The sequence below is a fragment of the Mobilicoccus massiliensis genome (genome assembly GCF_000826525.2).
In the GTDB taxonomy this organism is placed as follows: Bacteria; Actinomycetota; Actinomycetes; order Actinomycetales; family Dermatophilaceae; genus Mobilicoccus; species Mobilicoccus massiliensis.
In genome coordinates, this window is the sequence record NZ_LN651329.1 from 159,933 (window position 1) to 183,237 (window position 23,305).

Sequence of the window (23,305 nt, forward strand, 5' to 3'; positions counted from 1 at the left end):
GCGTGTCCTGTTCGAGGGTGCTGGAGCCGGGCATCGAACGGTCCTTCGCCTACCGTTCGGCCGCCGTCGCCGCGCTGACACCGATCCGGTTGGCCACCGAGACCGACTGGCAGGGCCTGGAGAACCTGCCCGAGGGTGGCTGCCTCGTCGCCGCCAACCACATCTCCTACGCCGATCCGTTCGCCGTGGCCCAGATGCTCTACGACACCGGTCGATCGCCGTTCTTCCTCGCCAAGGACAGCCTCTTTCGTCTCCCGTTGCTCGGCCGCTGGCTCGGCGCCACCGGGCAGGTGCCGGTGTACCGCGGCACCGGCCGCGCGATCAGCGCGTACACCGATGCCGTCGCGGCGATTCGCGCGGGCAAGATGATCGTCGTGATGCCCGAGAGCACGATCACCCGCGATCCCGACCTGTGGCCCATGCGCGCCAAGACCGGCGCCGTGCGGATCGCGCTCGCGACGGGGTGTCCGCTCGTACCGCTCGGCCAGTGGGGCGCCCAGGACCTGATCGCGCCCGGTTCTCGACGCCCGCGGCCGTGGCCCCGCAAGACGATGCGGATCAAGGTGGGCGCACCGGTCGACCTCTCCGACCTCGCCGGTGGCACCGTCGATCGCGACGACCTCGTTGCGGCGAGCGACCGTCTCATGCAGGCCATCACCGGTCTCGTGGCGGACCTACGCGGCGAGGAGCCTCCCGAGGAGCGCTGGGATCGCGCGCTCGGGCGCCGGGTTCCCGTCCACACTGATCACCCCGATCACCCCGAACACCCCGACCGTCGCGACGAGCCCCAGGAGCACCCGTGAACGCCGAACGCGCCACCGTCGTCGGCGCCGGATCGTGGGGCACGGCCTTCGCGCTCGTCCTCGCCGGTGCCGGCCTCGACGTGCGCCTCTGGGCTCGCCGGCCCGAACTCGCCCGTGCCATCGAGGAGACCGGGCGCAACCCCGACTACCTGCCCGGCATCGACCTGCCCGAGAACATCACGGCGACCTCCGACATCCCTACGGCGCTGGAGGGCACCGACATCGTCGTGCTCGCGATGCCGGCCCAGAAGCTGCGCGCCGGCCTCGCGGAGTGGGCTCCCCACCTGCCCGAGAACGCGATCCTCGTCTCGCTCGCCAAGGGCATCGAGATGCACACCGGCGCCCGCATGAGCGAGGTCATCCTCGAGGCCACCGGCTTTCCCGCCGATCGGCTCGCCGTCGTCTCCGGACCCAACCTCGCCCGCGAGATCGCCGAGCGGCAGCCCGCGGCCGCGGTCGTCGCCTCGATCGATCCGCGCACCGCCGACACCGTGGCCGCGGCCTGTGCCTGCCCGTGGTTTCGTCCGTACACGTCCACCGACGTCGTCGGGTGCGAGATCGCGGGCGCGACGAAGAACGTCATCGCGCTCGCCGTCGGCGCGGCTGAAGGGCTCGGGTTGGGCGACAACTCCAAGGCCAGCGTCATCACGCGTGGCCTCGCCGAGACCGTGCGTCTCGGGTCGGCGCTGGGGGCCGATCCGGCGACGTTCTCGGGCCTGGCCGGTGTCGGCGACCTCATCGCCACGTGCATGTCGCCGCTCTCACGCAACCACCGGGTGGGGGTGGGCCTCGGGCGCGGCGGCACTCTGGCCGATGTCGTCGCCGAGATCGGCCAGACGGCCGAGGGGGTCACCTCGTGCGAGTCGATCCTCGCCCTTGCCGGTGACGCCGGGGTCGACGTGCCGATCGTCGAGTCGGTCGTCGCGATGGTCGCCGACGGGCAGCGGCCCGAACTCATCGCCGACGCCCTCATGTCGCGGCAGCGCAAGCCCGAGAAGCTCTAGTCGTCGCAGGCGGTCTGCTCACAGCGCCGGCGCCGGGTGAAGGTCGCGGAGAGCGCGGAGCGATCCACGACCATCGAGGCCACCTTGCGACGCTGCTGACTCTCGCGGTCGTCGCGAACCCGCTCGAGCACGTCGAGGGTGCTCAGCGTCTGTTCCACCGCGGAGAGCACCGAGCCCCGGAGCAACCACTGGACGGTGCCCGAGGCAGGGTCGACGAACATGAGTTCGGTGAGGATGGCGCGGCTCTCGCGCAGGTTCTCCAGCGTGTCCTCGAAGTGTTGCTGCACCTCGTCCTCGAAACCTCCGAACTGGGCCTCGAGCAGCCCGCCGAACGCGATCATCGCCTCGGCCATCGTGTCGAGGACGACCGAGAACGCCTCGCGGATCGGCTCGTCGAACGGATCCTCCTCGGCGTCCCTGGCCGGGAGCTCACGCGCGAGCACGGTGTAGAGGGCGACGACCGCCCGTTGGGCTCCCTCGAGCGTGTCGAGACTCGCACGCAGACTCGTCTCGCCGCTGTAGGAGCCGATCGCCCACACGTTGAGGCGCCGACTGTCGCCGACCTCCGAGACCCGGGTCGAGGCGGCCGCGATCTGCCCACCGACCTGCCGCGTCGCGTCCAGCCATTCCTCGACGTCTCGACGCCGAACCCGCTGCTCACGCATCGACGCTCCCGAACTGCGGAGCACCGCCGCCACGTCGTCGGCCACCCGGCGCAACTCGACGGCCGCCTTGCGCGCGGGCACGGCCGGAGCGAACAACAGGCCGAAGGCCATGCCGACGGCCGCGCCGATCAGGGTGGAGACCACCCGCGTCTGCACGGCCACACCCGATCCGTGGACGGCGAGGATGAGCATCGCCGAGATCGGGGCCTCGAGCATCTGATCGCCGAGGCGCAACATGCGCGCGAGCAGCAGGGCGAGGAACACCGCCGCGCCCAGTGACCACCAGCTCAGCCCGAACCAGTTGGTGAGCAGGACCGCGACGAGCACCCCGGTGAGCACGGCGCCGACCCGCACGACGCCCATCTTCAGCGTCGAGTACGTCGTGGCCTGGACGACGAGCAGCGCCGTGAGGGCGCCGGTGAGGTCGCTCTGCTGCCCGGTGAACCAGAGGACGAGGAGGAAGGCGATGACCGCCGCCACCGTGAGGCGGCCGATCTCGACGAGGGCCGCCCGCACCCGGCGCATCGCGTCGCTCATGCGGCTGGGGTGGGAGGGCCACAGACGCGCCAACACCCGGGCCCCGGCCCGTCGCGCCGGGACGAGCCACCGCGCGATGGATCTCACAGGCACCTCTCCATTGAACCAGGACGAGGCGGCGCGAGCAGGGGCGATGTCGACCCGTGGCCAGGTCGGACGTCCGCGCGACTGCCCTGGTGGTGTGGGGCGGTGTACGGGACTTCCGGATACTCGCCGGCGCCCCGGGACCGGATTCGGCCCTGCCACCCCCGCGGGTCACGCCTGCCGATGCCACGGCCGGGCGGGAGCGGCCGGTACTGTCTGCTGCGATGAGCACCTCCCAGCGCAAGACCCGTGTCGCACTCGTGTACGGCGGCCGTTCCTCCGAGCATGCCGTCTCCTGCGCCACGGCGGCGGGCGTCCTCGCGGCCATCGACACCGATCGCTACGACGTCGTCTCCATCGGCATCGCCAAGGACGGGCGGTGGATCCCCGGCATCGACGACCCGGCCGCCCTCGCCCTCACGCCGGGCCGCACCCCTGAGGTCCTCGGTGACGGGGACGTGCGTCTGCCGCTGTCGGTGAGCGACCGCGAGGTCGTCGACATCGCGGGCGGGAGTGGGACTGCGGTCCTCGGCGAGGTCGACGTCGTCTTCCCGCTGCTGCACGGGCCGTTCGGGGAGGACGGCACGATCCAGGGCATGCTCGAGCTCGCCGACATCCCCTACGTCGGCTGCGGTGTGCTCGCCTCGGCGACGATGATGGACAAGCACTACATGAAGGGCGTGCTCGCTGGCCACGGCCTGCCGGTCGGGCCGTTCGTCACGATCACCGACCGCCAGTGGCAGACCGATCCGCAGGCAGCGATCGACGCCGCGTGCGCGCTCACGTTCCCCCTGTTCGTCAAGCCCGCACGCGCCGGGTCGAGCGTCGGGATCAGCCGGGTCGAGAGCCCCGACGAGCTCCCGGCGGCGATCGAGGCCGCGCGCGCCCACGATCCCAAGGTCGTCGTCGAGCAGGGCATCGCCGGGCGCGAGATCGAGTGCGGAGTGCTGCAGGGTCGCGGCAACGACGCACCGCGCACGAGCCCGCTCGGCGAGATCGTCGTCGAGAGCGGGCACACGTTCTACGACTTCGACGCCAAGTACCTCGCCGACGAGGAGGTCGTGCTCTCCTGCCCGGCCGACCTGCCGTCGGACGTCACCGAACGGATCCGCGACATGGCGGCCCAGGCGTTCGAGGGTGCCGGCTGCGAGGGGCTCGCCAGGGTCGACTTCTTCTACACCCCCGAGGGTGAGATCTTCGTCAACGAGATCAACACCATGCCCGGGTTCACCCCGCACTCGATGTACCCGCAGATGTGGCTCGCCGCCGGGCTCAGCTACCGCGAACTCATCACCGAGCTCATCGAACTCGCGCTGGCTCGGCGGGTCGGCCTGCGCTGAGGCACGGTCACCGGCAGCGGCGTCCGGTGGGGGCTCCCGCCTTCGCCGACGCCGCGAAGGCGGACAGCACGAGAGGTTCGGGAGCGTACCGGTCGGGGACGAGCACCTCGACCGCCGGATCCCGGCCGTACGTGGTGAACCGCATGCCGTCGTCGAGACGCTCGGCGACCCAGTCGACATCGTCGACGGCGATGCACTCGTGAGCCGTCGGCCCCGGCACGGTGACCCCGCACCGGGCGACGATCGCCGGGTCGCCTCCGGTGGCCCAGGCCGCTGTGGCCGGAGAGGCCGGACGGGTGTCGGCACGCCCGGCCTCCGCGACCTTCTCGGGCCAACCGATCTGCGCGCAACCGGGCGAGTCCGCCGCCGGCGCGGGAGCGACCTCGACCGTGGTGGCGCACCCCGCGAGGGTCATCGCCGTGACCGCGGCGCCGGCGAGGACGACCGGCGCCGGTCTCCGGCGCGGGCCGGCGGTTCTCAAGCGTGGACGACGGTGCAGGTGAGCGTACGGGTGATACCCGAGACGTCCTGCACCTTGGCCAGCACGAGGGTGCCGAGCTCCTCGACGCTATCGGCCTCGAGCTTGGCGATGATGTCGTAGGGGCCCGTGACCTCGTCGGTGGCCGCGACGCCGTCGATGTCGCGGATGTTCTGGGCCACCGAGCTGGACTTGCCCACCTCGGTCTGGATGAGGACGTACGCCTGGACCATCGGTGCCTCCTGCAATGCGACACGGCAGCCGTGGTGCGACACGGCTGCGGCGGATCTGGAGCGGCGCGAGCGCCTGTCTCGACGGTACCGTGCTCGGGTGCCGCGGGCGCGCGTTCGACGTGGGCACCCGTGATCTGCACCCGTTCTGCCCTCTCGCGACACCGAGTACCGACATCCCCGAGGAGCCCTGCCCGTGAACGACGCCCGTGTGCTGCGCCTGGCCGACATCACCGAGGAGGAGGTGCTCGCCCGCATCTTTCCGCTGCTGCGCCGTGAGAACCCGGTCGTCCTCGTCGGGCCGGGCGACGACACGGCGTGGATGAACGCCCCCGACGGTCGCTACCTCGCGACGACCGACGCGATGGTGCGAGGCCACGACTGGCTCGACGAATGGTCGACGGGCGCCGACGTGGGCCACAAGACCGTCGCCCAGAACACGGCCGACATCGCGGCGATGGGCGGGGTGACGACGGGGCTGCTCGTCACGATCGCCGCGGATCCGTCGTCGCCGGTGGCGTGGTTCGAGGATCTCGCGCGGGGGCTCGGGGAGGCGGCGGCGGCCGCAGGAGCGGTGGTCGTCGGGGGAGACCTGTCGGGCGCCGATCCCGGCACCGTGATGGTGAGCGTCACCGCGTTCGGCACCACCCAGGGGCGGCGGCCGGTACTACGCAACGGAGCACGGCCTGCGGACGTCGTCGCGGTCGCCGGGTCGCTCGGACGCTCGGGCGCGGGCTGGGCGCTGCTGCGCGACGGCGGGGCGTCGGCCTGGCCCGATCTCGTCCGGGCTCATCTGCGGCCCGCCCCACCGCTCGAGCAGGGGCCGCTGGCGGCGATCGCGGGCGCGCACGCGATGATCGACCTCTCCGACGGGCTGGTGCGCGACGCCGGCCGCGTGGCCCTGAGCAGCGACGTCGTCGTCGACCTGTCGCTGTCGGCCCTGCGGCCCGACATCGAGGCGCTCGCGCCCGCGGTGGGGGAGGAGGAGGCGCAACGTTGCGTCCTCACCGGCGGCGAGGAGCACTCCCTGCTCGCGACGTTCGCCGAGGAGCCACCGCCGGGCTGGCGGGTCGTGGGGGTCGTCCGCGATCCCGCAGGTCTCGACGACCCGACCCCAGGAGTACGGGTCGACGGCGTCCCTCGCACCGGCGGCGGGTGGGATCACTTCGACGCCGACCGGTGACGGCGGCCTGTCGAGTTCGCCGGTTCGACCGGTGCGGACGCTCGGGCACGACAAAGGGCGCCGCAGCCCACCGGTATGGGTGGTTGCGGCGCCGAGAGTCGAGATGCGGCGTGACCCGGGGGTCAGCGCACGTGCGTCAGCGGGCGACCTTGCCGGCCTTGATGCACGAGGTGCACACGTTGAGGCGCTTGGGGGTCTTGCCCTCGGCGCCGACGAAGGCGCGAACCTTCTGGATGTTCGGCGTCCAACGACGGTTGGTGCGCCGGTGCGAGTGCGAGATGTTGTGACCGAAGGTCGGTCCCTTGCCGCAGACGTCGCAGGTGGCAGCCACTGGTCACTCCTGATGATTCACGATGGTCGAGAGATGACTCCGACCGGTGCGAACGTGCGAGGGACGAGAGCCCGTCGGTCGAAGGTAACCGGCCAAGCGTACGTCACCGGCGGCGGCGGTCCCAAATGCGCCGGTGGCGGGGGCGACCGCGGTCGGTGACGCGTCGTCGGGGGTCTTGTCGGTGGGGGATGTGAGGATGATCCCGTGAACCGGTCTTCAGCCGCCCCTGCCGACGGCGTCCTCGAGGTCCTCGACGACGCCGCGCTGCGTCGGTGGCTGTTCGGCGCCCGCGACGCCCTGGGCCGGCACCGCGGCAGCATCGATGCGCTCAACGTGTACCCGGTGCCCGACGGTGACACCGGCACCAACCTCCACCTCACCCTCGACGCGGGTCTCCAGGGGCTTCTCGACGCCCTCGTCACCCAGGCGCGACAGGGTGACGAGCCTCTCGGTATCGCGGCCGGGGTGTCCGCGCTGGCACGGTCCACGCTCTTCGCCGCCCGAGGCAACTCCGGGGTCATCCTCAGCCAACTCGTCGCAGGGCTGTCGGCGGCGCTGGCCGCCCACCCGCGAGCCGACGAGGTGGGCATCGACGGCGCCGTCCTCGCCGACGCCTTCGATCTGGCCGACCAGCGGGCTCGACGAGCCGTCGCCGAGCCGGTCGAGGGCACGATCCTCACGGTGATGAGGGCGGCGGCGCAGGCGGCGCGGCAGGAGGTCGACGCGGGTCGTGCCGAGTTGTCGGCGGTGGTGCACGCGGCGCGTGAGGCAGGGCGAGCCGCTCTCGAGGCCACGCCCACGCAGTTGGGCGCGCTCGCGCGGGCGGGCGTCGTCGACGCCGGGGGCGCCGGTCTCGTGCTCATGCTCGACGTGCTCGACGGCGTCGTTCGTGGTGGGGCCGAGGGATCGGTGGACGTCGCGCCGTGGGCCCTCGAAGCGGGAACACCGCACGTCTCGCGGCCGCCGGTGTCCCCGGCCTACGAGGTGATGTTCCTGCTCGACGGCCTGACCGACGACGAGGCAACAGCTCTGCGTGCCGACCTCGACATCCTGGGTGACAGCGTCCTCGTCGCCGGTGACGCGAGGCTGCGCACCGTGCACGTGCACACCGACGACCCGGGAGCCGCCGTCGAGGCGGGCATGGCGGCCGGCCGGCCGTACGGGGTGCGGATCTCGTCGTTGGCCTCGCCCGTCGACGTTGCCCCGGCCGACACGCCGGTCGGCTCCGAAGCCGGCGCGCGCGCCTCGGGCCCTGCGGCCGACGAGACGTTCCCGGTCGCAGCCGTGGAGGCGGGCCGATCCTCGACGTCCAGCCGTGACGAGTCGGGCGGTGACCGGTCGGCCGTGCTCGGCATCGTCGCCTGTGTGCAGGCGCCCCGGCTCATCCCGCTGTTCGAGCAGGGCGGCGCGGTCGCGCTCGCCGACGCGCCCGGGCGCCGCGTCACCCCCGCCCAGATCGTCGCGGCGGCGCAGGCCACCGGATCACGTCGGGTCGTCGTGCTGCCCGACGACGCCGACGCCATCCTCGCCGCGTACGCCGCCCGCGACGTCGCAGCGGAGGAGGGTATCGAGCTCGAGATCCTCGGCAGTCGCTACGTCCTGCAGGGTCTGGCTGCGCTCGCCGTCGCCGATCCCACCGACCCGTGCTCGGTCGAGCGCATGAGCGAGGCCGCGGCCGCGGTGCGCTGCGGCGTCGTCGCCACTGCCACGGCGGCCGCGATGACCGACGCGGGACCGTGCGAGCCCGGTGACGTCATCGGGTTCACCGGTGGCCGGGTGACGCACGTCGGTGATGAGGCCGGTCGGGTCGCGGTCGACGTGGTGCGTGCCCTGGGAGGTGACGACGCCGAGATCGTCACGCTCGTCGAGGGCGAACGCGCCGCCGGTCTGGGCGCCACCGTCGCCGAGGCGCTCGACCCGCGGCTCGACGTGACCGTCCTCGACGGAGGGCAGAACGTCTACGACCTGTTGATCGGGGTGGAGTGATGGCCGGGCGCAAACCGAGCAAGGCGGGGAACACCGCCGTCAACGGTCCACTGGCGGGCGCGGTGCACGTGGCCGGGACGACCTTGGGTGCGTCGTTCCCCCTCGTCGAACGGGTCCGGCTGGACACGCGGCTGACCAGGGTCTTCGACGCCAAGACGTGTGAGCACCTGGGCGGCAAGCGCGGCATCGAGACCGTCGAGGACCTGCTGTGGTTCGTGCCCACCCGGTTCAGCGAGGTGGCCACCTCGCTGCGGGAGCCGCTGTGGCCCGGTCGCTACCTCGTCACCCTGGGCACGATCTCCCGGGTCGACGCGAAGTACATGCGGGCCGGGCGTCGCGCGGGCAAGAAGATGCTGTCGGCGACCGTCGAGACCGATTCGGGGCCGCTGAACATCGTCTTCTTCACCGCGTACGGGCACGAGGACAAGATCACGCCCGGGGCCACGGGCCTGTTCCAGGGACCGGTCACGGAGTTCAACGGCAAGTGGCAGATCTCCCACCCCTTCTACGACATCCTCCCCGACGACGTGGCCCCCTCTGCGCCGGTGCAACTCGATCGCGGGATCGTCGCGATGTACCGCGAGGTCAAGGGCATGACCTCCTGGGCCGTCGGGCATTGCGCCCGCCTGTGTCTCGATGCTCTCGACGTCGACGAGCCGCTGCCCGAGGAGATCCGGGCCGTTCACGGGCTGCCCACGTTTCTCGACGCGATGCGGATGCGGCATCTGCCCACGTCGAAGACAGACCTTCAGCTCGCGCGTCGGCGGTTCGCCTACGACGAGGCCCTCGCGGTGCAGATCGTTCTCGCGCAGCGCCGCCGCGAGGCACGCACCGGCCTCGCCGTGCCCCGGGTGGCACCGGCCGAAGGGCTGCTCGCCCGGTTCGACGAGCGGCTCCCGTTCGAGCTCACCCCCGGCCAGCGCGAGGCCGGGGAGCGCATCGCGGCCGATCTCGCGCGCGAGCAGCCGATGAACCGGCTGCTGCAGGGGGAGGTGGGCTCGGGCAAGACGCTCGTCGCACTGCGGGCGATGCTGTCGGTCGTCGACGCCGGGGGGCAGTGCGCGCTGCTCGCTCCCACCGAGGTGCTCGCCGTACAGCACCACCGTTCCATCACGGCCCTGCTCGGTGACCTCGCCGAGGCGGGCCTGCTCGGCGGGAGTGCCGACGGCACCCGCGTGACACTGCTCACCGGTGGCATGTCGACGGCGGCACGCAAGAAGGCGCTGCTCGACATCGTCACCGGAGAGGCCGGCATCGTCGTCGGCACCCACGCCCTGCTGCAGGACAAGGTCGAGTTCGCCTCGCTCGGCCTCGTCGTCGTCGACGAGCAGCACCGGTTCGGGGTCGAACAACGCGACGTGCTCAACGAGAAAGCGGCTCAGAACGGTAACGGCATCCCTCACCTGCTCGTCATGACCGCCACCCCCATCCCGCGTACGGTCGCGATGACGGTGTTCGGTGACATGGACGTCTCGACGATGACCGACCTGCCGCCGGGGCGGTCACCCATCGCGACCCACGTCGTCGACAACCCCCGCTGGTACGACCGCACCTGGGCGCGGGTGGCCGAGGAGGTCGCCGCCGGCCACCAGGCGTACGTCGTCTGCCCGCGCATCGACGGCGACGACACCGACGACGCCGATCTCGTCTCCTTCGAGGGCGACTCGAGCGCTGACGCCGACGATCAGAGCGACGACGACGCGCTGTTCGACCACGGCGAGGCTGGCCGGGTCGGGGGTGAGCCCGAGGAGCTGCCCATCAGCGAGCTGTCGACGGTGGGGGAGGTGGCCGCCGAGATCGCCGCCCGTCCCGACTTCGCGGGTGTGCGGGTCGGCATCATGCACGGCCGGCTCTCCTCGGAGGAGAAGGACGCGGTGATGACCGCGTTCGCTGCCGGAGACCTCGACGTCCTCGTCTCGACCACCGTCATCGAGGTCGGTGTCGACGTGCCCGCCGCCACGGTCATGGTCGTCATGAACGCCGACCGGTTCGGGGTCTCTCAGCTCCACCAGCTCCGTGGCCGGGTCGGTCGCGGCAGTGCACCCGGACTCTGCCTGCTCGTCACCCAGACCCGCAACGAGGCGTCGTTGCGCCGGATCCATGCCGTCGCCGAGCTCACCGACGGCTTCGAGCTCGCCGACGTCGACCTGCACGAACGCCGCGAGGGCGACATCCTCGGCGCGCGCCAGAGCGGCGGCCGGTCCAGGCTGCGGTGGCTGAGGCTCAGTCGCGACGAGAAGATCATCGAGGCCGCGCGCGACGACGCCACCCGGCTCCTCGAGGGTGACCCCACGCTGGCGCAGTGGCCCGCCCTGCGAGAGGCCGTGATGCGGGCGGTCGACGACGAGGCGGCCGAGTTCCTCACCCGCGGTTAGGAGTTGCCGTGACCCGCATCATCGCCGGAACCTACGGAGGCCGCCGGCTCCTCGCACCCACCGGCCGTGACACCCGGCCGACCACCGACCGTGCGCGTGAGTCCCTGTTCTCCCGTCTGGATCACCTCGGCGTGCTCGACCGCGCGAGGGTGCTCGATCTCTACGCCGGCTCGGGGGCACTCGGTCTGGAGGCCCTGAGCCGAGGCGCGGCCGAGGCCGTCCTCGTCGAGATCGCGGCGGGGGCCGCGCGGGTGGCGAGCCGCAACGTGCGCGAGCTGAAGGCTCCGGCCGAGGTGGTGGTCGCCGACGCCGATCGGTACCTACGTCGGGTGGGCTCGCGGATCGATCAGGCCGACGGCGCCGCCCTCGACGCCGCCCTCGGTGAGGTCGAGGTGGCGAGGCAGTTCGACGTCGCCTTCCTCGATCCTCCCTACGACCTCACGCAGCCCGCACTGGCGCGCACGCTCGGTCTTCTCGTGCCGCTGCTCGCACCGGAGGCCGTGGTCGTCGTCGAACGCTCCACACGATCGGACGAACCGGAATGGCCGGCGGGGCTGCGAAGGTTCGCCTCGAAGAGCCACGGGGAGACGGCGCTCTGGTACGCCGAGCCGAACTCGGGGTCGGCCTCCGAGCCGGCCCATGAGTCGGACCCGGAATCGGCGCCCGATCCGGCCCTGGACAAACCGGCCGATACGGACGAATGACCCACGTCAGCGGGGTCGCAATCGTGTCGACACACGTGTTTCGGAGCGTCAACGGTGAGGTCACAGGTCGATCACTAACCCGGCATGGACCCCGGATCCGTCCCTGACGTCACGTCAGAGCCCCCTAGACTCGGGTGACGTGAGCAGGTCCCAACGTGCCCAGTGGTGGAACACCGCCGTCGTCATCGTCGGCGGTGTCCTGCTGTCATCGGTCCTGTCGCTGCTCAGATGGCACCTCGCGGCGGCCCTGGCGCTCGTCCTCGCGCTCGTTCTTGCCTGGCTCGCCGCGCCGCGCAAGCGGGTGACCACTCCCCAGCACTGGGATGCCCAGCAACGCCTCGTGCGCGACGGGCGGGTCATCGTCTACTGGCGGCCCGGCTGCTTCTTCTGCACCCGGCTACGGCTGCGGCTCGGCGCGCTGCGCGACCAGGCCACGTGGGTCGACATCTGGTCGGATCCGGAGGCGGCCGCCTTCGTGCGCGACGTCAACGGAGGCGCCGAGACCGTGCCCACCGTGATCCTCCCCGACGGGGAGGCCTGCACCAACCCCGATCCGGCGCTCGTGCGCCGACACCTGGTGACGATGGACAAGGCGGCCTGAACCGCCACCCTCCACCGGGCCACTGTTAGGTTCGCCGTGTGAGCATCACGCGTTGTGTCTGCCCCGGGTCGTTCGATCCCGTCACGCTCGGCCACCTCGACATCGTCAGGCGCGCGAGAAGCCTCTACGACGAGGTCGTCGTCGCCGTGCTGGTCAACCCCAACAAGTCCGGCCTGTTCACCCCCGCCGAGCGGGTCGCGCTCATCGAGGGCGAGGTCGGCGACCTCGACGGCGTCAGCGTGCTCACGTTCGAGGCCCAGCTGCTCGTCGACGTGTGCCGCAGCACGGCGGCGGGCGCGATCGTCAAGGGACTCCGCGGCGAGACCGACTACTCCTACGAACTGCCGATGGCCGTGATGAACCGCCATCTCGCGGGCATCGAGACCCTCTTCCTGCCCAGCGATCCGGAGTTCGCCCAGGTCTCGAGTTCTCTCATCAAGGAGGTCGCGCGCTACGGCGGCGACGTCTCCCGGTTCGTCCCGCCCGCCGTCGACGAGGCGCTGACCGCGCGATTCACCACGAGCGGCTGACGCGCGCGGCCGGCGGCTGCCGGAACACGCACGGAATGTGCGTCTGGTGGTGCGCTCGGCTAAAGTTGACGGTCGGTCCCGTTCGTCGTCGCGTGGCCGTGGCTGCCGGCGCACCCGTCAGCCCCGCGATCGTGCATCCGTGATGCACCGCGGGCCCCGCCCGGGCACGGACCCGCACGAGCGAACGCGACGCACAAGTTGCCCTCCGTACGAAAGCCGCAGCCATGACCAGCCCTCTGCACGACAACTCCCTGGTGATCGACACCAGGCGACTCGTGCGTCGCCCGGGCACCATGGTCGAGGAGCAGTTCACCGCTCCCGCACCTGCGGACTTCGGCACCGACGTCCTCGCGGTTCCCGCCGGAGACCCGCTGGACATCGAGTTGCGGCTCGAATCGGTGATGGAGGGGGTGCTCGCCAGCGGAACGGTGCGCGCCACCGCGACCGGGGCGTGCGTGCGGTGCCTGGAGAACGTCGAGGATCCGATCGACGTCGAGTTCCAGGAGCTGTTCGCCTACCCCGATCGTGCGGCGCACCATCGTGAGGTCGGCGACGAGGAGGACGACGACGAGTACGTCCTCGGGGAGGGTGACACCCTCGACCTCGAACCCGTGTTGCGGGACGCGGTCGTGCCCACCCTGCCGTTCCAGCCGGTCTGCGACGAGGACTGCCCGGGGCTCTGCTCCGAATGTGGTGCCCGCCTGGCCGACGACCCGACCCATCAGCACGAGATCCTCGATCCCCGCTGGGCCGCGCTGCGGTCCCTGACGGGTGACGAGACCGAAGAGAAGAGGAACTGACGTGGCCGTCCCGAAGCGGAAGATGTCGCGCTCCAACACCCGTTCGCGTCGCGCGCAGTGGAAGACGACGGCGACCACGCTCGCCTCGTGCCCGCGTTGCGCCGCCCCGAAGCAGCCGCACGTGGCGTGCCCCTCCTGCGGCACGTACAACGGCCGCCACTACCCCGAGGCAGAGCGCACCGAGCTCCAGAACTGAGCCGGGCCCTCATGGGTGTCAAGACGGGGGCGAAGGCCGGCCACAAGGCGGTGCGACCGCTGGCCGACCTCGCCGCCGACATCGAGGGAATCATCGGCGTGCGTCTCGACGAGGCGCTGCTTCGTCATGCCCTGACGCACCGCTCGTACGCGTACGAGAACGGCGGAGTGCCCAACAACGAGCGCCTGGAGTTTCTCGGTGACTCGGTGTTGGGCCTCGTCGTCACCGAGTCGCTGTACGCCGACCACCCCGACATGGCCGAGGGCCAGCTCGCCAAGCTGCGAGCCGCGGTGGTCAACATGCGTGCCCTGGCCGAGGTCGCGCGCACGCTCGACGTCGGCGACTACCTGCTGCTCGGGCGCGGTGAAGAGACCACCGGCGGCCGTGACAAGGCGTCGATCCTCGCCGACACGATGGAGGCCCTGTTCGGCACGGTGTACCTCGCCGAGGGCCTCGACAAGGCACGGGTGTTCGTGCACCACCTCATCGACCCGTTGCTCGCGAGTTCCACGCGTCTGGGCGCGGGTCTGGACTGGAAGACGAGCCTGCAAGAACTGGCCGCCTCCGGCTCCCACGGCATCCCGGAGTACCGGGTGACGGAGGAGGGGCCCGACCACGAGAAGGTCTTCACCGCTCGCGCCGTCGTCGGCGAGGAGGAGCTGGGCCGTGGCGTCGGCCGCAGCAAGAAGGAGGCCGAACAACAGGCCGCCCACACGGCATGGACCGAGCTGACCCGACGCGCGGCGGCCGTGCTCCAGACCGAGGTCGCGCCCGAGGACGATTCGGACTCGTGACGCCTGTGCCGGCTGTTCGTCGCTCGTGCCGGCCGATGGTCGCCGGCGAGAGTGAGCGTCGTGCCTGAGCTGCCCGAGGTCGAGGTCGTCCGACGCGGCGTCGCCGACCACGTCGTCGGCCGGACCCTGGACGAGGTCGCGCTGCGCGGGGCACGGGTGGCGCGCCGCCATGTTCCCGGGCCGGAGGATCTCGCGGCGCGTCTCGCCGGACGCACCGTTCTCGCCGCCGACCGTCGTGGCAAGTACCTGTGGCTCGCCCTCGACGGCGGGGAGGGGCTCGTCGTCCATCTGGGCATGAGCGGGCAGTTGCTCGTCGAGGACGTCTCCGCGCCCGTGCGGGCGCATCAACACGCGACGTTCTCGTTCGCCGACGACGGCCCACAGCTGCGGTTTGTCGACCAGCGCACGTTCGGCGGTCTCGCGCTGACCGACCTCGTCCCGGACGAGCGCGGCGGAGAGCACCCACTCGGAGTGCCGAGCGTCGTCACGCACATCGCCCTCGATCCGCTCGAGCCGGCGTTCGATCCGCTCGCCGTGGCCCGCCGGATGAAGAGCACTCGAAGTGGGATCAAACGGCTGCTGCTCGACCAGCGGGTGGTCTCCGGAATCGGCAACATCTACGCCGACGAATCGCTCTGGCGCGCGGGCATCCACGGCGAACGGGCGGCGGCGCAACTGACGAAACCGGCGATCGTCCGGCTCCTCGGACACACCGAGGACGTGATGCGATCCGCCCTGGAGGTCGGCGGAACGAGCTTCGACGCCCTCTACGTCAACGTCAACGGCGAGAGCGGCTACTTCGACCGCTCCCTCGACGCCTACGGGCGGGAGGGGCGTCCGTGCTCGCGCTGCGGCGCACCGATCCGCCGCGAGACGTTCATGAACCGCAGCTCCTTCTCTTGCCCCGTCTGCCAGCCACGCCCACGGATCCGCCGGCTCTGATCCCTGTGACGCGAGCCGGCCCGTGAGCCGACCACCCGACGTGGAAGATGGGATGGCAGCGAGAACGGGGTGATCACCCCAGTTCTGCTTCCATCCCATCTGCCACCTCGGGAGGGGGAGTGGGCGGCGGTGCCGGGTGGAGGAGTCGGCGGCTGCGTCGGCGTTGGGATGGGTGGGCATTCCTGGCCGCGAGTTCTCGACCTGCGGATTCGCGACCCAACCCCTGCGGCGGCGTTCACACAACGTTCACGCGACTGAACCGATGTGGTCGTTCACGGCCCTCACAGTGAGGGTTCCGTCGGAGCAGGTCAGGAGGGGACATGACCCGAGGCAGTGTCGTGATCGCCGGTGTCGACCTGGGCACCGTGCCCCTCGATGCTGCGGACGGGGCTGCCGACCTGATCGTCGACGCGGCGCACACGGCGGGCATCGACCCCTCGGGGATGTTCATCGACACCCACCGCATCGTCACCCGCTCCGGAGATCTGCACAACGTTCTCGCCGTCTCGGCCGCCGGCGCGCACGACTGGCAGTTGTGGCGACTCTGCGCGACCGTCATGCGCCGCCGGTCGGCGTGCGCGATCAGCGTGGGACGCCACAGCGTCGGTAGCGGCGAGGACCTCGAGGCCGCGCGCTCGGCCGTCGCCGAACGAACGACCCGCATCGCCGGACGCTGCGTCCACTTTCCCGGTGTCGAGTCGCTCATCGGCACGATGACGGCCGGGCAGATCATCGCCGAGTCCGCCATCGACGTCGTCGTCGAGGTCGGCGGCACCGTGCTCGAGCCCGACGCCGAGATCGTCACCGGCGGACACGTACGTCCCCGTTGGGAGTTCGGGGCACTCACCCTCCATGTCCAGCACGAAGGCCAAGGCCTGCATCTGCCGTTCGAAGTGGCCCGCCCGCTGCCTCTGACGAACGTGAGCTGAGCGAGGAGCCACCCGGTACGAACGTGAGCTGAGCGAGGAGCCACCCGGCTCCGCCGTTTAGGCTGGTCGCACCACGAGCATCGAAGGAGCGAGCGGATGAGCGGCGCAGACGAGACGGTACGAGCCACGATCTTCGTCTCCGGCCAGGTGCAGGGCGTGGGATTCCGCTGGTGGACCCGCGCGACCGCACTCGAGCTCGGGCTCGTCGGAACGGCCCGCAACCTCCTCGACGGGCGCGTCGAGGTCGTCGCCCAGGGACCGCGAGCAGCCGTGGAACGTCTCGACGAATTGCTGCGGGAATCCCCGAGCTCGGCCGGTCGCCCCGGCCGTGTCTCCTCGTGCACGACTCAGTGGTCGCAGCCTCGCGACGGGGTCACGGGATTCAGCGAGGGCTGACCGCCGGCCTCACGCCCTTTACCGAGCTCGGACAGGCAGTTCTCACCGGGTTCGCGAGTGAGAACCGCCTGTCCGAGCTCGAGAGCGTGGGCCGGGTGGCTCAAAAGGCCTGTCTGAGCGTGAGGGGGCGAACTCGCGTGGGGCGAACTGCCTGTTCGAGCGTGAGGGGGTGGGGCTGCGTGACCGAGGCCTGCGGCGGGGCGGCGATCGAGACCGGCTGGCCGTACTTGTCGACGGTCATCGTCATCTGGGTGCCCTCGACGGTCATCGTCATCTTGCGAACCCGGTTGGCGCTGTCGAGCCACACCTCGTACGGCAACTCCGAGGGCATCGCCGAGGGGCTGGGCGCGGGATGGGAGGTCATGAGCTGCTGCTGCAGCTTCTGCGGGTTCATCGTCACCGAGTAGTGCGCGAGCTGCTCCCCGGCCTGATCCTCGGTGCCCTGGTAGACGACCTTCTCCACCGCGTCACGGGTGAGCTGCAGGTTCTCGGCCGGGTTCATGAGCTTGCCGAGGTCCTGCCCGCTGGCCTGGCTGAGCGACTCCATCGGCATCTTGACGAACTTGCCGCCTCCGGCCCCGCCGGGCATCTGCATGTAGACCGCGTCTCCGTCCATGATCATGCGCATCGGCCCGCTGCCGCCGGGGACGGAGATCGACATGTCGGCCTTGGGACGTCGCTGGTCGCCCACATCGCCGGTGCCGGTCATCGTCATGGCCTCGCCGCCGGAGCCCATACGCATCGTCATCGAGTAGGTCTTGGCCGAGAGCATGGCCTTCTGCACGTTCTCGAAGAACGCGGTCTCGTCGACCTGGTCGCCGGGCTGGGGCGAGGACGCCGACGCGCCGGCCGACGCGGCCGTCGAGGCGGGGGCGGCCGGCGGCGGGGTGGCGTCTCCACTGCACCCGGCGAGGGCGAGCGGGGCGGCGACGATCACGGCTGCGATGCGGGTGCGAAGCATGGTCGGCCTCTCCTGGTGTGACGTGGCCGCCGAGCACGGAGGCCGGTGGTACGCAACCGGCGCGAGTTCGTGACCCCGACGCCGGCGGGACGGGCGGGCGATGCCTCGCCGGTGCGCGAGGGCCACGATACCGGTCGCTTCTGAGCTGGGCGTCCGAGATCGCATGCGTTCGAACGCGGTCGTATCCGGCCGGTTCGCGCCCTCGGCCGGGCCTGGTCGTCGGGCTCGGCCTCCGGGGCATGGAGGCCCTGTCGGGCTAGGGTGTGCAGGCACCGATCGTCGCCTCGAGGAGCTCCGCCCGCCGTGTACGTCAAGAGCCTGACCCTCAAGGGCTTCAAGTCGTTCGCGTCGGCGACCCAGCTGAGGCTCGAGCCGGGCATCACGTGCATCGTCGGCCCGAACGGCTCCGGCAAGAGCAACGTCGTCGACGCGCTCGCCTGGGTCATGGGGGAGCAGGGCGCCAAGAGCCTGCGCGGCGGAAAGATGGAGGACGTCATCTTCGCGGGCACCTCCGGGCGTCCGCCGCTCGGACGGGCCGAGGTGACGATGACGATCGACAACTCCGACGGGGCGCTGCCGATCGATTATTCCGAGGTGACGATCAGCCGCACGATGTTTCGCACCGGCGGCAGCGAGTACGCGATCAACGGGACGAACTGCCGGCTGCTCGACATCCAGGAGCTGCTCTCCGATTCCGGTATCGGTCGTGAGATGCACGTCATCGTCGGTCAGGGGCAGCTCGACGCGGTGTTGCGGGCGACGCCCGAGGAGCGGCGGGGGTTCATCGAGGAGGCCGCCGGCGTTCTCAAGCACCGCAAGCGCAAGGAACGTGCGCTGCGCAAGCTCGAGACGATGGAGAGCAACCTGCGCCGGGTGCAGGATCTGACCTCCGAGATCCGGCGTCAGCTCGGGCCGCTCGGCCGGCAGGCGGAGACCGCCCGGCGGGCCGGGGTCATCCAGGCCGAGGTGCGCGATGCACGCCTGCGTCTGCTCGCCGACGACCTCGTGCAACTGACGACGAGCTTCGAGGCCGACGTCGCCGACGAGCGTGCGCAGGTCGCGGCGCGGGAGGCGGCCGAGGCCGAACTCGCGGCGACCCGGTCGCGGCTCGCCGACGCCGAACAGCGGGCCGAGACGCTGCGGGCCGCGCATTCCGCGGCGCAAGAGCGGTGGTTCACGCTCTCCTCGCTGCGCGACCGGCTGGGCTCGACGGGATCGCTCGCCGCCGAGCGCGTGCGGTTGCTGTCGGGTACCGAGCCGGAGGACACGACGCGCGGTCGCGACCCCGAGACCCTGCTCGAGCAGGCGAAGGCCGCTCGCGCCGACGAGTCCGCGCTGCGGGAGGAGATCGCGCGTGCCGAGACCGCGCTCACCGAGGCGGTCGCGGCGCGTGAGCAGGCCGAGCGTGCACACAAGGACGAACAGGATCGGCTCGCGCGCCTCGCCCGGGCGGCCGCCGACCAGCGTGAGGGCCTAGCCAAGCTCGCGGGCAAGGTCGCGGCCGCGCGGAGCCGCATCGAGGCCGGGGAGGCCGAGTTGGGGCGCCTCGAATCGTCCGCCGCGCGTGCCCGCGCCGGAGCCGAGGAGGCGCAGCGTGAGTTCGCGGTGCTCGAGGCCGGTGTCGCCGACGAGGAGGAGGGCGAGGAGGGTCTCGACGCCGCGTACGAAGAGGCCGCCGAGGCCGTCGAGGTCGCCCGCGCCGTCGTCGAGCGGGCGCAGGAGGCCGAACGCACCGCCGAGGCCGACCGGGCCCACGCCGCCGCCCGCCGTGAGGCGCTCGCCATCGGCCTGCAGCGGACGGACGGCGCCGAGGTGTTGCTCGACCGCGGAACCGACGGGGTGATCGGACGCATCGCCCAACTCGTCACCGTCGCGGCCGGACAGGAGGCGGCCGTGGCCGCGGCTCTCGGACGCGCCGCCGACGGTCTGGCGGTCTCCTCCCTCGCCACCGGTGGTGCCGCCCTCGAGTCGCTCGCCGACAGCGACGCCGGAGCGGTGAGTCTGCTCGTCGCAGGCATTCCTGCGCCCCCGCCCCGTGGCGCCGCCGCCGACGCGGAATCGCTTGCTGCCGGAGCGGTGTGGGCGCTCGACGTCGTCTCCTGCGAGGCCGACCTGCGGCCGGCGGTCCAGCACCTGCTCGCCGGAGTCCTCATCGTCGCCGACCTCGAAACGGCGCTCGCCGTGCACGCCGAACATCCCGAGCTCACCGCCGTCACCACGGCCGGAGACGTCGTGGCGCCCGGCCTCCTGCACGGTGGCGGGCAGGCGCAACCGAGCCTCATCGAGGTCGAGGCCGCCGTCGTCGAGGCCGCCGCTGCCCAGCGTGACGCCGAGGCCCGCCGCGACCAGGCGCGTTTCGCCCTCGCCTCGGGGCGCTCCACGCTCGAGGCCCTCGAGGAGGCCGAGCAGGCCGCACTCGCCGACCTCCACGCCTCGGACGCGCGCCTCGCCGGCGTCGCGGAGCAGCTCGGACGCCTCGCATCGCAGGTGCGCAGCGCCAAGGCCGAGGCCGAACGCATCACCAAATCCGCCGAGGCCGTACGAGCCGGCCTCGAGGAGAACCGCGCCCAGCACGTCGACCTCGAACGGCGCCACGCCGAGGCCCTCGCCGGCGACGATCAGGGCGACGCCGAGCCGACGACCGACGAACGGGACCGGCTGGCCGACGCGGCCGCGACCTGCCGGGCCGCCGAGACCGAGGCGCGGTTGCGGCTGCGCAGCCGCGAGGAACGGGTCCGCTCGCTGGCCGGTCGAGCCGAGGGTCTCGAGAACGCCGCCCGCCAGGAACGAGCGGCGCGCGCCGCGGCCGAGGAGCGTCGCCGCCGCCGTGCCGCGCAGGTCGAGGTCGCCCGCGAGGTGCAACGCGGCGCGGAGCGGGCCGTGGCCGCCGTCGGCGCGGCCGTCGACATCGCCCTCGCCCGCCGAGACGAGGCCGCGGCAGGCCGATCCGCACTCGACGAGGAGCTCACCGAGGCACGGTCGGCCGTCGAGTCGTTGACGACGCGGGTGCGCGAGCTCACCGACTCGGTCCACCGCGACGAGATCGCCCGGGCCGAGCAGCGCCTGCGCATCGACGCACTACGGGCCCGGTCGATCGAGGAGCTCGGTATCGATCCCGACGTACTCGTCGAGGAGTTCGGCCCGCATCGCCGCATCCCCGAGATCACTCCGGAATCCATCACGCGCCGCATGGAGGAGGAGGCCCGGGCACGCGCGGCTGCACGCGCCGCGGCCGAGGCCGCCGAGGAGTCCGGAGTGCCCGGGGAGTCGGGGGAGTCCGGTGAGTCCGACGAGCTCAGCGCACAGGACGAGACCGCAGACCTCGCATCGTTGCAGTCGGGCGACGTCGACGCGCCGGACGAGGCCGTGTCGACCTCCGAACAGCAGACGCGCCCGGAGCACGGGCCCGAGGCCCCCGCGACCCGGTCGCCGTGGTCCCTGCCCCCGATGGCTCCGGTCGAGGAGGAGGGCGCGCACTTCGTGCGCGAGGAGCAGGAGAAGCGGCTGCGCAAGGCCGAGCGTGACCTGGCCCGCCTCGGCCGGGTCAACCCTCTCGCGTTGGAGGAGTTCGCCGCCCTCGAGGAACGCCACACGTTCCTCACCGAGCAGACCGACGACCTGCGCAAGAGTCGCGACGACCTGCTCGACATCGTCAAGGAGGTCGACGCCCGCGTCGAGCAGGCGTTCGCCGAGGCGTTCGCCGACACGGCAGCCGAGTTCGAGGGCGTGTTCTCGCGGCTGTTCCCCGGGGGTGAAGGACGTCTGACCCTCACCGACCCCACGAACATGCTCACGACCGGCATCGAGGTCGAGGCGCGTCCCCCTGGCAAGAAGATCAAGCGGCTGTCGCTGCTGTCGGGTGGCGAACGGTCGCTCACGGCCGTGGCGCTGCTCGTCGCGATCTTCAAGGCGCGCCCGAGCCCCTTCTACATCATGGACGAGGTCGAGGCGGCGCTCGACGACACCAACCTCGGCCGCCTCCTCACGATCTTCGAAGAGCTGCGCGATTCCAGCCAACTCATCGTCATCACGCACCAGAAACGGACGATGGAGGTAGCAGACGCGCTGTACGGGGTCACGATGCGCGGCGACGGCATCACGACCGTCGTCTCGCAACGCGTGGCCCAATCCGCCTGAGGAGGCCGATGTGACCACCACGCCCGACGCCCGCGACTCCGCACTCGAGGCGACCACGACGGGCGCCTCCTCCCACGCCCGGGGGAGTGCGGGACGCAGCCTGCGCCTGGCCGCCGAGGACTCGGTCGTCGTCTACGTCGATCTGCAGGAACGCCTCATGCCCGTGATCCACGACGACGCCGCCGTACGCCAGCGTGCGCGACTGCTCGGATACGGGGCACAGCAGACCGCGGTGCCGATCGTCGGGACCGAGCAGAACCCCGACAAGCTCGGGCCGCTCGTCGACCACCTCCCCGACCTGTGCCGACGCATCCTGCCGAAGATGTCGTTCGGCGCCTGCGACGACGGCCTACCCGATCTGCTCGACGACGTCGCCCCGGGCCGTTCGCAGATCGTTCTCGCGGGCTGCGAGGCGCACGTGTGTCTGCTCCAGACCGCGCTCGGGATCATCGAGTCGGGCCGCGAGGCGTGGGTCGTCGCCGACGCGTGCGGCTCGCGGGATCCACGCGACGCGCACGCGGCCTTCGCCCGCCTCGCCCAGGCCGGCGCGTGCGTGGTGAGCGCCGAGATGGCGATCTTCGAATGGCTGCGCACGTGCGAACACCCGAACTTCCGGTCCATGTCCCGCCAGATCAAGGAGCCCCGGTTCCCGAGCATCGACAGTTGAGTCGTGTTGGGCCGGTGTTCGCCGCCGAGGGCGCGCGTCCGGCCCGGGTCGGGTGCGCGGTGGCTCGTCGCCGAGGACGAGCTCGGCGCGATTCGCGTCGAGCGGCGTCCCGCGCACCCGTCCCGCCACTCCGTCCCACCAGCGATGACGCCGAATTCCGATGCCGGAGCGGGAGATTGAGGGAGGATCGTGATGACTCCGTGACCGAAATCGGCCATCACGGTGGTGCAGACGCGCGCCCGGCTGCCGACTGGAGAGGCATGGACGTCGTGCTCCTCTCCATCGCGATGGTCACCGTACTCGGCGCGCTCTTCGCGGCGGTGGTCATCATCCCCGCCCGTCGCCGCGGTGCGACGATCGTCAATCGCCGCCTGTTCGTTCGCGGTACCCGCCCGGCCAGGCCCACGCGCCGCCGCCGCAACAACCTCTTCCTCGCGCGGCAGAAGCAGCCGCTCGACCTCACGCCGTTGTTGTCGCAGGGCGTGGACTCGCCCCCGCGCAACCGACGGGGCGCACTGACGCGCGTGTCGTGAAGGCCGCCTGACACCAACGCCCGAGATCGCCCGCCCGGCGACGACACACGAGCCGCCTCGACCGCCCTCGCCCCGTCGTCGTGGTCTGCGAGACTTGGC

General features: G+C 71.6%; 23 protein-coding genes. 18 read left to right on the forward strand and 5 right to left on the reverse strand.

The annotated features are described in order from the left end of the window. Positions 1-2 precede the first annotated feature (2 nt). Together BN1197_RS08530 and BN1197_RS08535 are read left to right on the forward strand one after the other, a co-directional pair. Complete coding sequence (locus BN1197_RS08530) at positions 3-803, forward strand: lysophospholipid acyltransferase family protein (protein WP_052466402.1); 801 nt, start codon at positions 3-5, stop codon at positions 801-803. Next, a complete protein-coding gene (locus BN1197_RS08535; protein WP_040158405.1) occupies positions 800-1,807 on the forward strand; it encodes an NAD(P)H-dependent glycerol-3-phosphate dehydrogenase in 1,008 nt (335 codons plus the stop codon). The genes BN1197_RS08530 and BN1197_RS08535 overlap by 4 nt, the downstream gene beginning before the upstream one ends. On the opposite strand, the gene BN1197_RS08540 is transcribed toward BN1197_RS08535, so the two are convergent. Then, positions 1,804-3,009 carry an FUSC family protein gene (locus tag BN1197_RS08540; protein WP_082043769.1) on the reverse strand — a complete coding sequence of 402 codons (1,206 nt, stop codon included), beginning with the start codon at positions 3,007-3,009 and terminating at the stop codon, positions 1,804-1,806. The genes BN1197_RS08535 and BN1197_RS08540 overlap by 4 nt on opposite strands. A gap of 308 nt (positions 3,010-3,317) precedes the next feature. Between BN1197_RS08540 and BN1197_RS08545 the strand changes: the two genes are divergently transcribed. Next, complete coding sequence (locus tag BN1197_RS08545) at positions 3,318-4,433, forward strand: D-alanine--D-alanine ligase family protein (RefSeq protein WP_040158409.1); 1,116 nt, start codon at positions 3,318-3,320, stop codon at positions 4,431-4,433. Positions 4,434-4,440: 7 nt separating this feature from the next. Here the strand turns inward: BN1197_RS08545 and BN1197_RS08550 are convergent, their stop codons facing one another. After that, a complete protein-coding gene (locus tag BN1197_RS08550; protein ID WP_245851860.1) occupies positions 4,441-4,914 on the reverse strand; it encodes a DUF3515 family protein in 474 nt (157 codons plus the stop codon). Next, positions 4,911-5,144 carry an Lrp/AsnC ligand binding domain-containing protein gene (locus tag BN1197_RS08555; protein WP_040158414.1) on the reverse strand — a complete coding sequence of 78 codons (234 nt, stop codon included), beginning with the start codon at positions 5,142-5,144 and terminating at the stop codon, positions 4,911-4,913. The genes BN1197_RS08550 and BN1197_RS08555 overlap by 4 nt, the downstream gene beginning before the upstream one ends. Positions 5,145-5,337: 193 nt before the next feature. On the opposite strand from BN1197_RS08555, the gene thiL reads away from it, so the two are divergent. After that, positions 5,338-6,324 (forward strand): thiamine-phosphate kinase, encoded by a 987-nt coding sequence (thiL, locus tag BN1197_RS08565; protein ID WP_245851861.1) that lies wholly within the window; start codon positions 5,338-5,340, stop codon positions 6,322-6,324. A 136-nt stretch (positions 6,325-6,460) separates the two neighbouring features. Here the strand turns inward: thiL and rpmB are convergent, their stop codons facing one another. After that, the gene (gene rpmB / locus BN1197_RS08570) at positions 6,461-6,655 is read right to left on the reverse strand and encodes a 50S ribosomal protein L28 (protein WP_040158419.1); all 195 of its coding nucleotides are present in this window, start codon (positions 6,653-6,655) and stop codon (positions 6,461-6,463) included. A 204-nt stretch (positions 6,656-6,859) separates the two neighbouring features. Here rpmB and BN1197_RS08575 point away from each other — a divergent pair, with 204 nt between their 5' ends. The 11 genes from BN1197_RS08575 to BN1197_RS08625 all read left to right on the forward strand — a co-directional run bounded on the left by BN1197_RS08575 (position 6,860) and on the right by BN1197_RS08625 (position 16,908). Next, the gene (locus BN1197_RS08575) at positions 6,860-8,641 is read left to right on the forward strand and encodes a DAK2 domain-containing protein (RefSeq protein ID WP_040158423.1); all 1,782 of its coding nucleotides are present in this window, start codon (positions 6,860-6,862) and stop codon (positions 8,639-8,641) included. Next, complete coding sequence (locus BN1197_RS08580; RefSeq protein WP_082043743.1) at positions 8,641-11,016, forward strand: ATP-dependent DNA helicase RecG; 2,376 nt, start codon at positions 8,641-8,643, stop codon at positions 11,014-11,016. The genes BN1197_RS08575 and BN1197_RS08580 overlap by 1 nt, the downstream gene beginning before the upstream one ends. A gap of 8 nt (positions 11,017-11,024) precedes the next feature. Continuing rightward, positions 11,025-11,720 carry a 16S rRNA (guanine(966)-N(2))-methyltransferase RsmD gene (gene rsmD / locus BN1197_RS08585; RefSeq protein WP_052466269.1) on the forward strand — a complete coding sequence of 232 codons (696 nt, stop codon included), beginning with the start codon at positions 11,025-11,027 and terminating at the stop codon, positions 11,718-11,720. 139 nt (positions 11,721-11,859) lie between these two features. Beyond that, on the forward strand, positions 11,860-12,321 hold the full coding sequence (locus tag BN1197_RS17760; protein ID WP_245851862.1) for a glutaredoxin domain-containing protein: 462 nt from the start codon (positions 11,860-11,862) through the stop codon (positions 12,319-12,321). 44 nt (positions 12,322-12,365) lie between these two features. Beyond that, entirely contained in the window at positions 12,366-12,851 is a 486-nt protein-coding gene (gene coaD, locus BN1197_RS08595) for a pantetheine-phosphate adenylyltransferase (RefSeq protein ID WP_040158833.1), read from the forward strand. Between the two features lie 224 nt (positions 12,852-13,075). Then, positions 13,076-13,651 carry a YceD family protein gene (locus BN1197_RS08600; protein WP_040158425.1) on the forward strand — a complete coding sequence of 192 codons (576 nt, stop codon included), beginning with the start codon at positions 13,076-13,078 and terminating at the stop codon, positions 13,649-13,651. Position 13,652: 1 nt separating this feature from the next. After that, entirely contained in the window at positions 13,653-13,847 is a 195-nt protein-coding gene (gene rpmF / locus BN1197_RS08605; protein WP_040158428.1) for a 50S ribosomal protein L32, read from the forward strand. An 11-nt stretch (positions 13,848-13,858) separates the two neighbouring features. Beyond that, positions 13,859-14,641: a ribonuclease III gene (gene rnc, locus BN1197_RS08610; protein ID WP_052466271.1), complete on the forward strand. Its 783-nt coding sequence runs from the start codon at positions 13,859-13,861 to the stop codon at positions 14,639-14,641. A gap of 60 nt (positions 14,642-14,701) precedes the next feature. Next, complete coding sequence (mutM, locus tag BN1197_RS08615) at positions 14,702-15,583, forward strand: bifunctional DNA-formamidopyrimidine glycosylase/DNA-(apurinic or apyrimidinic site) lyase (RefSeq protein ID WP_040158838.1); 882 nt, start codon at positions 14,702-14,704, stop codon at positions 15,581-15,583. Between the two features lie 320 nt (positions 15,584-15,903). Continuing rightward, positions 15,904-16,512 (forward strand): hypothetical protein, encoded by a 609-nt coding sequence (locus tag BN1197_RS08620; protein WP_052466274.1) that lies wholly within the window; start codon positions 15,904-15,906, stop codon positions 16,510-16,512. A 96-nt stretch (positions 16,513-16,608) separates the two neighbouring features. Further along, a complete protein-coding gene (locus tag BN1197_RS08625; RefSeq protein WP_040158431.1) occupies positions 16,609-16,908 on the forward strand; it encodes an acylphosphatase in 300 nt (99 codons plus the stop codon). Between the two features lie 100 nt (positions 16,909-17,008). On the opposite strand, the gene BN1197_RS08630 is transcribed toward BN1197_RS08625, so the two are convergent. Further along, positions 17,009-17,869 carry an SCO4651 family lipoprotein gene (locus BN1197_RS08630; protein WP_040158433.1) on the reverse strand — a complete coding sequence of 287 codons (861 nt, stop codon included), beginning with the start codon at positions 17,867-17,869 and terminating at the stop codon, positions 17,009-17,011. 303 nt (positions 17,870-18,172) lie between these two features. Between BN1197_RS08630 and smc the strand changes: the two genes are divergently transcribed. The 3 genes from smc to BN1197_RS08645 all read left to right on the forward strand — a co-directional run bounded on the left by smc (position 18,173) and on the right by BN1197_RS08645 (position 23,206). Then, the gene (gene smc / locus BN1197_RS08635) at positions 18,173-22,006 is read left to right on the forward strand and encodes a chromosome segregation protein SMC (protein ID WP_040158435.1); all 3,834 of its coding nucleotides are present in this window, start codon (positions 18,173-18,175) and stop codon (positions 22,004-22,006) included. Between the two features lie 10 nt (positions 22,007-22,016). After that, complete coding sequence (locus tag BN1197_RS08640; protein ID WP_217991175.1) at positions 22,017-22,673, forward strand: isochorismatase family protein; 657 nt, start codon at positions 22,017-22,019, stop codon at positions 22,671-22,673. A 260-nt stretch (positions 22,674-22,933) separates the two neighbouring features. Next, positions 22,934-23,206 carry a hypothetical protein gene (locus BN1197_RS08645; RefSeq protein ID WP_040158437.1) on the forward strand — a complete coding sequence of 91 codons (273 nt, stop codon included), beginning with the start codon at positions 22,934-22,936 and terminating at the stop codon, positions 23,204-23,206. Positions 23,207-23,305: the final 99 nt, after the last annotated feature.